The following is a 13505-nucleotide window of genomic DNA, read 5'->3' as shown; positions in this document are numbered from 1 at the left end:
CCCTCTGAGACACTGGGGGCGCCATGAGTGAGACAGCAGCCCCGCCGGCCGCCGCCCTGCGAGCCCGCGCCGAGATCGACCTGGCCGCCCTGCGGGCCAACGTGCGGACCCTGCGCGCCCGCGCGCGCGGCGCGGCCCTGATGGCCGTCGTCAAGTCCGACGCGTACGGCCACGGGGCGCTCCGGTGTGCTCGGGCAGCCGTCGAGGCGGGTGCCGAGTGGCTCGGCACCGCCACCCCCGAGGAGGCACTCGCCCTGCGGCAGCCGGACTCGGGGATTCCGCGTCACGTACGGGTCATGTGCTGGCTCTGGACCCCGGGCGGGCCCTGGCAGGCCGCCGTCGAGGCCGACATCGACGTGTCGGTGGGCGGGATGTGGGCCCTGCGGGAGGTCGTCGGGGCCGCGACCGCCGCCCGGCGGCCCGCGCGCGTCCAGCTCAAGGCCGACACCGGGCTCGGGCGCGGCGGCTGTCAGCCGGGGGACGACTGGTGCGCGCTCGTCGCCGCCGCGCTGCGCGCCGAGCACGACGGGCTGATCCGCGTCACCGGGCTCTGGTCCCACCTCGCCTGCGCCGACGAACCCGAACACCCGTCCGTCGACGCCCAGCTCACCCGCTTCCACGAGATGGTCGCGTACGCCGAACGGCACGGACTGCGGCCCGACGTACGGCACCTCGCCAACTCGCCCGCCGTGCTCAGCCGTCCGGACACGCACTTCGACCTCGTACGGACCGGGGTGGCCGTCTACGGCATCTCGCCGAGTCCGGAGATCGGCACCTCCGCCGACCTGGGCCTTCGCCCGGTGATGACGCTGGCCGCCTCGCTCGCGCTGGTCAAGCACGTACCGGGCGGGCACGGCGTCAGTTACGGGCACCACTACGTCACCCCCGGCGCCACCACCCTCGGCCTCGTCCCCGTCGGCTACGCGGACGGCATCCCGCGCCACGCCTCCGGCACCGGGCCCGTCCTGATCGGCGGGAAGTGGCGGACCGTGGCCGGGCGGGTCGCCATGGACCAGTTCGTCGTCGACCTGGGCGGCGACGAGCCCGAAGCGGGCGCGGAGGTCCTGCTCTTCGGGCCCGGTGACCGCGGTGAGCCCACCGCCGAGGACTGGGCACAGGCGGCCGGGACGATCGCGTACGAAATCGTCACCCGCATCGGAACCCGCGTCCCCCGCGTCTACGTGAATGTGAATGAGGAAGAAGAACACGAGGGGTAGGCGCCCGCGGGGTTCTTCGGCCGGGCGGCACGAGTAACCCCGGCAACGCCGGTCATCCTTCCTGGGCCGGCAGGCGCACCGACTTTTCAGCAGGCCCGGCAACTTCAGTGGTAATTCCAGCAAGGAGCGGTACGTGAGCGAGAGCACTGCGGAGGTCGTCGCGAGCGCCGCCACGGCCGTGGCCTCCGCCGCGGGGGCGACGGGCGGGGGATGGCGCCGGGCGACCGGTATCGCGGGCGTCGCCATAGGAGTGGTGGCGGCCGGCGCCGCCGCGGGGGTCGCCGTCGAGCGGCTCACCGTGGGGCGCGGCATGCGCCAGCGGGCGCGGCTCGCGCTCGACTCGACGGGCCCGTACGGCGCGCTGCGCGGCACCCCGGGCAAGGCGTACGCCGACGACGGCACCGAGCTGTACTACGAGGTCGACGACGTCGACCCGGAGGCAGCGCCCGCCCTCACCCCGCGCCGGCGGCGGCTCTTCGGCCGCAAGGCCCCGGCGCCCGTCACCGTCGTCTTCAGCCACGGCTACTGCCTCAGCCAGGACTCCTGGCACTTCCAGCGGGCCGCCCTGCGCGGTGTCGTCCGCAGCGTCTACTGGGACCAGCGCAGCCACGGGCGGTCCGGGCGCGGGGTCGCCCAGCACGAGGGGGTGGCGCTCTCCATCGACCAGCTCGGCCAGGACCTGAAAGCCGTCCTCGACGCCGCCGTGCCCGAGGGGCCGATCGTGCTCGTCGGGCACTCGATGGGCGGGATGACCGTCATGGCCTTCGCCGACCAGTACCCGGACGTGGTCCGGGAGCGGGTCGTCGCGGTCGCCTTCGTCGGTACGTCGTCCGGGCGGCTCGGAGAGGTCAACTTCGGGCTGCCCGTCGCGGGCGTGAACGCGGTCCGGCGGGTGCTGCCCGGCGTACTGAAGGCGCTGGGACAGCAGGCCGAGTGGGTGGAGCGGGGGCGGCGGGTCACCACCGATCTCTTCGCCGGCATCATCAAGCGGTACTCGTTCTCGTCGCGGGACGTCGATCCCGCCGTCGCCCGGTTCGCCGAGCGGATGATCGAGAGCACCCCCATCGACGTCGTCGCCGAGTTCTACCCGGCCTTCACCGAGCACGACAAGACCGAGGCCCTCGGACACTTCAAGGACCTGCCCGTGCTGGTGCTGGCCGGGGTCGGCGACCTCGTCACCCCCAGCGAGCACAGCGAGGCCATCGCCGACCTGCTGCCGGACGCCGAACTGGTCCTCGTGCCGGACGCCGGGCACCTGGTGATGCTGGAGCACCCGGAGGCGGTCACCGACCGGCTCGCCGACCTGCTCACCCGCGCGGGTGCCGTGCCGGCAGGGGCTACCGTTTCCGGTTATGGAAGCACCAGCAGCAGCGCACGACGCCCCGGCTGAGTCCCCCGCGGGCCCGGCGCCCGCGTCGTCCCCCTCGGCCTCCTTGTCCTCCCCGGCCGCCTCGTCCTTCGAGGTGACCGTCAACTCACCCGACGAGATGCGGGAGTTGGGCCGCCGGCTCGCCGAACGGCTGCGGGCCGGCGACCTGGTGATGCTCACCGGTGAGCTGGGTGCGGGCAAGACGACGCTGACGCGCGGGCTCGGCGAGGGGCTCGGGGTCCGGGGTGCGGTCACCTCGCCCACCTTCGTGATCGCCCGCGTCCACCCCTCCCTCGGCGACGGCCCGCCGCTCGTCCACGTCGACGCCTACCGGCTGGGCGGCGGTCTCGACGACATGGAGGACCTCGACCTCGACGTCTCGCTGCCCGAGTCCGTCGTCGTCGTGGAGTGGGGTGAGGGCAAGGTCGAGGAGCTGACCGACGACCGGCTCCATCTCCTCATCCACCGTGCCGTCGGCGACACCACCGACGAGGTGCGGCACGTCACCCTCACGGGGGTGGGGGAGCGGTGGGTGACGGTTGACCTGAGCGTCCTGTGAACGTTTGCGTGAATGTTCCGACAATCCGTCGGCAAGATGTTGCGTCGGGTGTCCCGCGCGTGGTCACATGGTACCCAGTCTGTAGTTAGGCTTACCTAACTACGTCCGCCCCCGAACTCCAGGAGGCGTCCATGTCCACCACAGAGGGAACCGGTACGCCCAAGCCGTACGCGGTGCGCGGGGTGTCCATGCGTGAACTGCTGGCGGCGGGCGCCGCCGCCCGCGCGGTCTCCACGCCCCCGCGCGTGCCCGACGCACCCGTCGAACGGCCCAAGGCCGCGTAGCGCGTTCAGCGGATCACGACGACCTTCTCGCCGATCGTCGCGAACTCCCACATCGCGTCCCCGTCCGGCCGGGTCTCCCGGATGCCGCCCGTGCGCGCCTCCGGGTCCTGCCGCGGGGCCGAACCGTCCACCGCCGCGCTGAAGCCGATGCCCACGCCGTCCACGCCGGTGAACCGCACGACGTGCTCGATCGGGGTGCCGTCCGTCCCCGTGATCGAGTTCGAGCGGGACGTGACCAGATAACTGCCCGGCGCCGGGTCGACCGTCCCCGGCGCGACGGGGAACGAACGGCGCGCCCTGCCGTTGTCGCCGACCAGCCACACCCGGTCGTCGTCCAGGGAGTACACGACCCGCCTGCCCGCCCCGGACCCGGCCGGCAGCGCGTCCGGGTGCCGGGTGTCCCGGGGGACCTTCGAGGCCGTCACCGGCACCGAGGGGGACACGTGCTCCGCGCCCGGGCGCAGCGGGGCGTTCGCCGAGGCCTGGTAGGCGAGGACACCGACCGTGACGAGGGCCGCCGCGGTGAGCCCGGCCACGAATCCCGAGCTGCTCCTGGTCACCGGCGCCCACCTCTTCGTCTCGTACGTCCCGTTTTGTGGCGACGGTAGCAGCAGCCGTACCGCCTGCCGGAGCGGCCGTGCGCGGGGCGCGGGCGCCGTAGGCTGTTCGCGTGCTCTTGCTCGCTCTGGATACCGCCACCCCGGCCGTCACGGTCGCCCTGCACGACGGGACGGCCGTCGTCGCCGCGTCGAGCCAGGTCGACGCGCGCCGGCACGGGGAACTGCTGCTGCCCGCCGTCGACCGGATCCTCGCCGAGGCGGGCACGGGCCTCGACGCCGTCACCGGCGTCGTCGTCGGCATCGGCCCCGGCCCCTACACCGGGCTGCGCGTCGGCCTGATGACCGCCGACACCTTCGGATTCGCGCTCGGCGTCCCCGTGCACGGCGTCTGCACGCTGGACGGCCTCGCGTACGCCGCCGACGTCGAGGACGGCCCCTTCGTCGTGGCGACCGACGCCCGCCGCAAGGAGGTCTACTGGGCGCGCTACAGCGACTCCCGCACGAGGGTGTCGGAGCCGTCCGTCGACCGGCCCGCGGACATCGCCGACCAGGTCGCGGGCCTGCCTGCCGTCGGCGCGGGCGCCCTGCTCTACCCGGACGTCTTCCCGGTCGCGCACGGCCCCGAGCACGTCTCCGCGGCGGCCCTCGCCTCCCTGGCCGCCGAACGACTGGCCGCGGGCGTCGAACTCCCGGCCCCCCGGCCGCTCTACCTGCGCCGGCCCGACGCCCAGGTCCCCAAGAACTACAAGGTGGTCACCCCCCAGTGACGACTGCCGTGCTGCGCGAGATGCGCTGGTGGGACATCGAGCCCGTACTGGAACTGGAGAAGGACCTCTTCCCCGAGGACGCCTGGTCCCGGGGCATGTTCTGGTCCGACCTGGCCCACGCGCGGGGTCCGCAGGCGACCCGGCGGTACTTCGTCGCCGAGGACGAGGGGGCCGAGGGGGGTGGCAGACGCATCATCGGGTACGGGGGGCTCGCCGTCGCCGGTACCGAATCCGACAGCGGCTCCGCCACGGGGGCCGACGTGCAGACGATCGCCGTCGCCCGCGAGTGCTGGGGCACCGGCCTGGGCGCCGTGCTGCTGACCGAACTGCTCCGGGCGGCGACCGCGTTCGAGTGCACCGAGGTCATGCTGGAGTGCCGGGTGGACAACGTGCGCGCGCAGAAGCTGTACGAGAGGTTCGGCTTCGAGCCCATCGGGTTCCGGCGCGGCTACTACCAGCCGGGGAACGTCGACGCCCTGGTGATGCGCCTGCGCGACCCGTCGGCATCGGTACCGGCGCGAGAGACCGACGAGCGGGACGACCCGCAGGAAGTCCCGCAGGAAGTCCCGCAGGAAGACCGGCGGGAACTCCCGCAGACAGACGTACGGCAAACCGACGCACAAGGAACCGAGAGCAATGGCTGACTCCAGGGACGTGCCGCTCGTCCTCGGCATCGAGACCTCCTGCGACGAGACCGGAGTCGGTGTCGTCCGGGGGACCACGCTCCTCGCGGACGCCATCGCGTCCAGCGTCGACGAGCACGCCCGGTTCGGGGGTGTCGTGCCCGAGGTGGCCTCGCGCGCCCACCTGGAGGCGATGGTGCCGACCATCGAGCGGGCGCTGAAGGAAGCCGGGGTGAGCCCGAAGGACCTCGACGGCATCGCCGTCACCGCCGGTCCCGGGCTCGCGGGCGCCCTGCTGGTCGGGGTCTCGGCGGCGAAGGCCTACGCCTACGCGCTGGGCAAGCCGCTGTACGGCGTGAACCATCTCGCCTCCCACATCTGCGTCGACCAGCTGGAGCACGGCCCGCTGCCCGAGCCGACGATGGCCCTGCTGGTCAGCGGCGGCCACTCCTCGCTCCTGCTGGCCTCGGACATCACCTCCGACGTCCGGCCCCTGGGCGCGACCATCGACGACGCGGCCGGCGAGGCCTTCGACAAGATCGCCCGGGTGCTGAACCTGGGCTTCCCCGGCGGTCCGGTCATCGACCGGTACGCGCGCGAGGGCGACCCGAAGGCCATCGCGTTCCCGCGCGGACTGACCGGGCCGCGCGACCCGGCGTACGACTTCTCCTTCTCCGGGCTCAAGACGGCCGTGGCCCGCTGGATCGAGGCGAAGCGGGCGGCGGGGGAGGACGTGCCGGTGCGTGATGTGTCGGCCTCCTTCCAGGAGGCGGTGGTGGACGTGCTGACCCGGAAGGCGGTTCGCGCCTGCAAGGACGAGGGCGTCGACCACCTGATGATCGGCGGGGGTGTCGCCGCCAACTCGCGGCTGCGGGCGCTCGCTCAGGAGCGGTGCGAGGCGGCCGGTATCCAACTCCGGGTGCCCCGGCCGAAGTTGTGCACGGACAACGGTGCGATGGTGGCCGCGCTGGGCGCCGAGATGGTCGCCCGCAACCGGGCCCCCTCCGACTGGGACCTGTCGGCCGACTCCTCGCTGCCGGTGACCGACCCGCACGTACCGGGACACAGCCACGACCACACGCGTTCGCATGACCATGTGCATGAGGTCAGCAAGGGAAACCTGTACACATGACCGTCGCGCTGATGTGGGAGGCACGGGCCGTCGACGGACGCGGGGACGAACTCCTCGCCTGGGCAAGGGCGCAGGAGCTGACGGAGACTCCGGTGCGCCGGGAGACGCTCCGGGCTCCGCAGGACCGCGTGCTCGTCATCACCTGGTGGGACGCGGAGTTCGACGCCGTTTTGCCCGAACTTCCGGAGCCGGGCGCGGAGTTGGTGGCGAGAGCCGTACACAGGTGGCGGTTCGAGACGGTTGGCGAGTGATGTCCCCATCTCCCGTCAAGGAATGGGCAATCCTGGCTTTGCCCGAGTGAGGGGCAGCGGGCTGGACGAAGCGGGTGAATGGGGCGACCCGATCATTCCGCTTCCTCTGTCCGGCCGGTGTCTTTAAATCTTCTTTATGTTTCCTGGGGGCGCCGTTGAGGCGGCCTCCGCCGGTTCCCGCGCCGCCACGGATGATCAAGCCGCTTTGCCTGTGTGACCGCACACGGGCAAGAAGGGGGCTGATCATGCATCAGGGACAGAGACACAGAAGCAGACAGAGAAATGCGCGCCGTACGGCCGTGGCCGTGCTGCTGGCGCTCGCCACCCAGGTCGCGCTCGTGGAGCAGGGCAGCGGGCTGGTGTTCGCCGCGGACACGGGTGCACGAGCGAAACCCGCCACCACGAAGGCGACGGGGCCTGCCGAGGCCGGGGACGAGGCGTCGGCGGTGTTGATGGCTCGTCTTCAGCATCGCAGGATCGAGGTGTTGTCGGCCCGGACGGCGGATTCGTCGACGTACGCGCTGCCCGGTGGGCAGTTCCAGACGCAGGCCTATGCCGGTCCCGTGCGGACGAAGGTCGACGGTGTCTGGAAGGACATCGACACCTCGCTCTCCGACACCGGCGCCGATCTCACGCCCGCCGCCGTACCCGCCGATGTGGCCGTCTCCGACGGCGGTGACACCCGTCTGGCGTCGGTGACCCGGGGCAAGCAGTCCTTCGGGCTCGGCTGGGACGCCAGGCTGCCGGCCCCGTCCGTGAAGGCCAACACCGCCTCCTACGCCCTCGGCAGTGGTCAGACCCTGTCGGTGAGCGCGCTCGCGCAGGGTTTCTCCGAGAACATCCGGCTGGCGCGGAAGCCCGCCGACGGTACGGTCTCCTACCGTATTCCGCTGGACCTGGCCGGGCTGAAACTGTCCAGGGCCGCTTCCGGGCACCTGCTGTTGAAGGACACCGGGGGCAAGCTGGTCGCCGAGGCGCCCGCGCCGATGATGTGGGACGCCAGCCTGGACAAGGCTTCCGGGGAGTCAGCGCACCAGGAGCAGGTGGCGACGGAGATCGAGACCGCCGCCGACGGCGCGCAGACCCTCGTACTGACTCCCGACGCGTCCTTCCTGGCCACCGCCGCCTACCCGGTGACCGTCGACCCCACCACCACCCTCGCCGTCACCACCGACACGTGGGTGCAGAACCCCGACTACCCCGACTCGCAGATCAGCTCGGAGGAGCTGAAGTCGGGGACGTACGACGGCGGGACGGACACCGCGCGGTCGTACCTGAAGTTCGACGTGTCGAAGTTCGCCGGCAAGCACATCACCGCGGCGACGCTGTCGCTGTACAACTACTACTCGGCGACCTGTGCGACCTCCGGTCCGGCCACCCTCGCCAAGCGGGTCACCTCCACCTGGACCTCCTCGTCGATCACGTGGGGCGCGCAGCCGACCACGACGACGACGGGTGACGCCTCCAACACCGGGCACTGGGGTCACGACTCCACCTGCGCGGCGAACTGGTCGAACTGGAACCTCCAGGCCATCACCCAGGCATGGGCGGACGGTTCGACGAACCAGGGCGTCCAGATCGCGGGTGCCTCGGAGACCGACTCCACCACCTGGCGGCGCTTCCGCTCCGCGAACTACGCGACCGCCGGGTACGCGCCGAAGCTGTCGGTGACCTACAACTCCTACCCGTCGAAGCCGACGGGTACGGCGATCGCCCCGGCGCAGGTCAACGCGTACAACGGCAAGCGGTACGTCACCTCGCTCACCCCGACCCTGTCGGCGGCCGTCGCGGACCCGGACGGGTCGGCCACCAAGGCCCAGTTCGAGGTGACGGCGGATCCGGCGTACGCGGACACCACCTACTCGTACACGGGGACATCCGCCTCCGTGGCGTCCGGGGCGACCGCCAAGCTGACGATCGCCTCGGCGAACGCCTTCCCGGCCGGCTCGCATCTGCGGTACCGGGTGCGGGCGTACGACGGCACCGACTACGGGGCGTGGACCGGCTACACCACGTTCGTGCTGAACACGGCCAAGCCGAACGCGCCGACGGTCACCTGTGACACGTACACCCAGAACGGGTGGACGGCGAAGGCCGCCGCCGCGGTGTCCTGCACGCTCGACACGGACTCCACGGACGGCGCCGGCTACTACTGGGGTCTCGACGACTCCTCGGTGCCGAGCAAGAAGCTGGACACGACCAACGGCACCGGCGGCGACGCCCAGACGATCTCGATCGACCCGGCGAACGGCTGGCACACCCTGTACGCGCGGACGGTCGACTCCGGCGGCAACCTGTCGACCGCCACGACGGCCTACAGCTTCGGCGTGGGCGCGGACGGCGCGGCGATCCTGTCCCCGCAGAACGGTGACACCACGGCCCGCCGGCTGACCCTGTCCGCCAAGGGGCTCTCCACCTACACGGGTGTGACCTGGCAGTACCGGCGTGGTGAGACGGACTCCTGGCACACCGTGCCCGTGGGCGACGTGACCGCATCCGGCTCCGCCGTGTCCGCCTGGCCGGTCGCCGTCAGCGGCGGCACCGCCACCAAGCTCGTCTGGAACACCGTCTCGACGCTGACCGAGGACGGAGTGATCGAGCTGCGAGCCGCCTTCACCGACGGCACCACCACCGGGAACTCGCAGACCGTCGACGTGACGCTGGACCGCGACGCGGGTACGGCTCCCGCCGCCCAGGTGGGTCCGGGCCAGGTCAACGAACTCACCGGCGACTACACGCTGTCGGCCACGGACGCCTCGGCGTTCGACGCGAGCGTGGAGCGGACGTTCTCCTCGCGGGCCAACAGCACCGCCACCGAGGGCCAGGCGAAGATCTTCGGCCCCGGCTGGACCTCGTCCGTCACGGGGCAGGCGAGCGACTACACCCAGGTGCGGAAGACGTCCGGCACCTCGGTCGAGGTGGTGTCCGCCGACGGCGGCACGGTCGCGTTCACCGCGACCAGCGCGGGCGGCTGGGAGCCGCAGACCGGCTCCGAGTCCCTCACCCTGACAGGCACGCTCACCGGAACGGCCTTCACGCTGACCGACACGGACGCCGACACCACGGTCTTCAAGAAGGCGGCCACCGGCGCGACGACCTGGACGCTGTCCTCGTACGCCTCGGCGGTCGACGACTCGACCGTGACCACGGTCTCCGAGACGGTCACGTCCGGCAGCACGACCCTGGCCCGCCCGAAGTACGTGATCTCGCCGACGAGCGGAGTCACCGAGGCCACCTGCCAGGCCACCCCGGCCACGAAGGGCTGCCGGGTCCTGGAGTTCGTGTACGCGACCTCCACGACCGCGACCTCCGGTGCGCTGGGCGACTTCACGGGCCAGGTCCAGGCGGTCAAGCTCTGGGCGACCACCCCGGGCGGCTCGGCGGCCACCGCCGAGACCGTCGAGTCGTACGCCTACGACACCTCCGGCGACCTGCGCCAGGCGTGGGACCCGCGGATCAGCCCCGCGCTGAAGACGCAGTACACCTACGACGCGAACGGCCGTGTGGCCACGTACACCGAACCGGGTGAACTGCCCTGGACGTTCACGTACGGGCAGGCCGGCTCGGCGCTGACGGCCGGTGCGGGCATGCTGCTGAGGGCATCGCGTCCGCAGCTCGCCGAGGGCTCGACCAGCACCACGTCCGGTACGGCGACCACCACCGTCGTGTACGACGTGCCGTTGTCCGGCAGTACGGCCCCGTACCAGCTGGACGCCGCCACGGTGGCGACCTGGGCGCAGGACGAGGCGCCGACGGACGCGACCGCCGTGTTCCCGGCCGACTCGGTCCCGTCCTCCAGCACGGGCGGTGACCTGGCGGCGACCTCGTACGGCCGTGCGACGGTCACGTACATCAACGCCGACGGCGAGCGGACCGACACCGCTGCCCCCGGCGGCGCGATCAGCACCGCCCAGTACGACGAGTTCGGCAACACCGTCTCCGAACTCACCGCGGCCAACCGCGCGTTGGCGCTCAGCGGCAGCGACGACCGGCTCGCCGAACTCGGCCTGTCCGATCTGTCGACCGCCGACCGGGCCCGGCTGCTGTCCACCGTCTCCGTGTACTCGGCCGACGGCACCCGGGTCACCGACACCTACAGCCCGCTGTACCAGGTCACCCTCACCCAGGAGGTCGCCGGCTCCACCGCCGACACCACGCTCCCGGTGGGGACGGTGATCCCGGCCCGTGCCCATGTCGCGTCCACCTACGACGAGAACCGTCCCGGTGACGCGGCGGTCTCAGGCCTGGTCACCTCGACGGTGACCGGCGCGTCCATCCCGGGCTACGCGGCCGACGTGGACACCCGCACCGTCACCACCACCTACGACTGGTCCACGGGCCAGGAGAAGGCGACGACGGGCGGGCAGAGCACCGACACCGTGACGACGTACGACAGCGACGGGCAGGTGGCCACCACCCGTACCGCCGGATCGTCCGGCTCGGACGCTGACACGCTGGCGTACACCTACTACACGGCGGGCGCCTCCGGCACCTGCGGTTCCGTGGAATGGGCCGGGCTGCTGTGCAGGACGGCTCCCGCGGCGGCCGTCACGGGCGGCGGGAGCAATCCCGCCCAGGCGGTCACCACCGTCTACACCTACGACCGCTGGGGCCGGATCGCCACCAAGACCGAGACCGCGAACGGCACCACCCGCACCACCACGAACACCGTGGACGGCGCGGGCCGACCGACCCGGGTCGAGGTGACCGGCGGCACCGGCACGGGCACGCCCGTCTCCACGCTCACGTACGACCAGAGCAACGGCCGCCTCGCCACCCAGACGACGAACGGGCAGACCGTCGCCGTCACCTACGACGCCCTGGGCCGTCAGGCCACGTACGACGACGGGGCGGGCAACACCAGCACCACGTCCTACGACGGTCTGGACCGGCCGGTGAAGACGACCGACTCGGTGCCGTCCACCGTCACCTACGCCTACGGCACCACCGGCGACGTCAGCACGCTGACGGACTCGGTCGCGGGCACCTTCACCGCCTCCTACGACGCGGACGGCACCCTCACCTCCGAGACCCTGCCCGGTTCGTACACCCTGGACGTCGCCACCGACACGGTGGGCCGGCCGACGGGACGCACCTACACGGCCTCGGACGGCACCACGGTCGCCTCCGACACCGCCGGATACACCGACACCGGGCTCCAGTCGGGGCACACGCAGACCGCGGGATCCACCACGCGGTCCGACTACACCTACGACAGCGCGGGGCGCCTCACCCAGGCTGCCGACACCACCGCGAGCGGCTGCACCACCCGCGCCTACACCTTCGACGCGAGCAGCAACCGCACGGGTCTGAGCACGTCCACGGACGACTGCGACAGCAGCACCGCGGACACCACGACCACGACCGTGACCAGCACCTACGACTCGGCCGACCGGCTGGTCGACGCCGCTCACGTGTACGACGCCTTCGGCCGCACCACCACCAACGGTTCGGCCACGCTCTCCTACTACACCAACGACCTGGTGCGCTCGGAGACCGTGGGCACCGGCCGCAGCACCTGGAGCCTCGACGGGGCGGGCCGGCTCGCCGTCCTGACCTCCGAGCCCCAGGCCACGGACGGCACATGGAGTACCGGCTCCACCACGACCAACCACTACGGCTGCGGCTGCGACAGCCCGACCTGGAGCATCAGCGGCTCGACGGTCAGCCGTGACGTGGCGGACCTCACCGGCGTCCTGGCCGCGAACACGACGGCCACCGGCGACACCGTCCTGCAACTCACCGACATCCACGGCGATGTGACGGTCCAGCAGCCACTGGACACGACCCTGGCCCCGGTGGTCCAGCAGTACGACGAGTTCGGCAACGCGCTGGACGCCACCGTGTCCACGACGTACGGCTGGCTCGGCGGCAGGCAGCGGGCCGAGGCGCCCCTGTCGGGGCTCACAGTGATGGGCGTACGGCTGTACGACCCGACCGCCGGCCGGTTCCTGTCCGTGGACCCGGTGCTGGGCGGCGGCGCGAACGCGTACGACTACGCCGGGCAGGACCCCGTCAACGCGTACGACTACGCGGGCACCTTCCGGGTCTACCGCTGGAAGTGGGGCCAGTGGCACTACGTCCAGGTGTACATGAGCAGCACCTTCCAGCGTGACATCGCGCAGGGTGCGATCTGGGGGCTGGCCGGCGGGATCGCCTCGTTCTGCGGCGGCTTCGGCTGCTACTTCATCGTCGGGGTCATCGCCGGAGTCATCAGCAACCATGTCTCCGACTCGTGGCACCCGCGGGCCAAGTGGCTGCTGTTCGCCTGGAAGTGGCCCGGCAGCCACCACTGGTGGACCGTCTACCGTATCCGGGCGACCTTCGTGGGCTGGTGGTACGCATGACAGGACCGACCCCGAACCCCGGGAGACCTTTCGTGAGACGTGTGGCTTACGCGCTCGTGTTCGCCGCGGCCGGCATGACCGCCGCGACCTTGGGCGCCGGTGACGGGCTTCCGTCCTGGGCGGCGATCGTGACGTTCCTGGTGACCGCCTTCCTGGTGATCGGACTGATCTCGCTGGTGAGACTGGGCTGGAGGAGGGCGCGCAGGTAGCAGAACCCGCCGTCTCGACGGTCCTGACTGTCTCGAAGTGAGGGATCAGGGGCGGTACCGGGGTCCCGGTACCGCCCCTGACGAACAGCCCGCCCGCACGTTCGGCGTCATGCGGGGGAAGCACACGGTCAGGAGAGGGAGAAGGAACGGCGTCGAGGGTCCGGACGGCCGGGGTGACCCAGCGAGG

11 protein-coding genes are annotated in these 13505 nt (G+C 71.8%); 10 read left to right on the top strand and 1 reads right to left on the bottom strand.

Annotated elements, in window-relative coordinates; translation table 11 throughout:
• Positions 1–23: 23 nt before the first annotated feature.
• The 4 genes from alr (at position 24) to OG595_RS15670 (ending at position 3429) form a co-directional block, all read left to right on the top strand.
• A complete protein-coding gene (gene alr / locus OG595_RS15685) occupies positions 24–1217 on the top strand; it encodes an alanine racemase (protein ID WP_329272461.1) in 1194 nt (397 codons plus the stop codon).
• 133 nt (positions 1218–1350) lie between these two features.
• A complete protein-coding gene (locus OG595_RS15680; protein WP_329272459.1) occupies positions 1351–2607 on the top strand; it encodes an alpha/beta fold hydrolase in 1257 nt (418 codons plus the stop codon).
• A complete protein-coding gene (gene tsaE, locus OG595_RS15675; protein WP_329272456.1) occupies positions 2570–3145 on the top strand; it encodes a tRNA (adenosine(37)-N6)-threonylcarbamoyltransferase complex ATPase subunit type 1 TsaE in 576 nt (191 codons plus the stop codon). The genes OG595_RS15680 and tsaE overlap by 38 nt, the downstream gene beginning before the upstream one ends.
• A 131-nt stretch (positions 3146–3276) precedes the next feature.
• Positions 3277–3429 carry a hypothetical protein gene (locus OG595_RS15670; RefSeq protein ID WP_329272454.1) on the top strand — a complete coding sequence of 51 codons (153 nt, stop codon included), beginning with the start codon at positions 3277–3279 and terminating at the stop codon, positions 3427–3429.
• Positions 3430–3434: 5 nt separating this feature from the next.
• Here the strand turns inward: OG595_RS15670 and OG595_RS15665 are convergent, their stop codons facing one another.
• Positions 3435–3989 carry a hypothetical protein gene (locus OG595_RS15665; protein ID WP_329272451.1) on the bottom strand — a complete coding sequence of 185 codons (555 nt, stop codon included), beginning with the start codon at positions 3987–3989 and terminating at the stop codon, positions 3435–3437.
• A 110-nt stretch (positions 3990–4099) separates the two neighbouring features.
• On the opposite strand from OG595_RS15665, the gene tsaB reads away from it, so the two are divergent.
• The 6 genes from tsaB (at position 4100) to OG595_RS15635 (ending at position 13318) form a co-directional block, all read left to right on the top strand.
• Positions 4100–4756, top strand: coding sequence for a tRNA (adenosine(37)-N6)-threonylcarbamoyltransferase complex dimerization subunit type 1 TsaB (tsaB, locus tag OG595_RS15660; RefSeq protein ID WP_329272447.1), 657 nt, complete (start codon positions 4100–4102; stop codon positions 4754–4756).
• Positions 4753–5400, top strand: coding sequence for a ribosomal protein S18-alanine N-acetyltransferase (rimI, locus tag OG595_RS15655; RefSeq protein WP_443073040.1), 648 nt, complete (start codon positions 4753–4755; stop codon positions 5398–5400). Before tsaB ends, rimI begins: the two co-directional genes overlap by 4 nt.
• Positions 5393–6511 (top strand): tRNA (adenosine(37)-N6)-threonylcarbamoyltransferase complex transferase subunit TsaD, encoded by a 1119-nt coding sequence (gene tsaD, locus OG595_RS15650; RefSeq protein ID WP_329272444.1) that lies wholly within the window; start codon positions 5393–5395, stop codon positions 6509–6511. Before rimI ends, tsaD begins: the two co-directional genes overlap by 8 nt.
• A complete protein-coding gene (locus OG595_RS15645) occupies positions 6508–6762 on the top strand; it encodes a hypothetical protein (RefSeq protein WP_329272443.1) in 255 nt (84 codons plus the stop codon). Before tsaD ends, OG595_RS15645 begins: the two co-directional genes overlap by 4 nt.
• A 299-nt stretch (positions 6763–7061) precedes the next feature.
• Positions 7062–13109, top strand: coding sequence for a DNRLRE domain-containing protein (locus tag OG595_RS15640; protein WP_329272441.1), 6048 nt, complete (start codon positions 7062–7064; stop codon positions 13107–13109).
• Positions 13110–13141: 32 nt separating this feature from the next.
• A complete protein-coding gene (locus tag OG595_RS15635; protein ID WP_329272440.1) occupies positions 13142–13318 on the top strand; it encodes a hypothetical protein in 177 nt (58 codons plus the stop codon).
• Positions 13319–13505: the final 187 nt, after the last annotated feature.

It is taken from the genome of Streptomyces sp. NBC_01451, assembly GCF_036227485.1.
Classification (GTDB): Bacteria; Actinomycetota; Actinomycetes; order Streptomycetales; family Streptomycetaceae; genus Streptomyces.
Note: the sequence above shows the minus strand (reverse complement) of the source record. Positions and strands in the feature narration are given on the sequence as shown.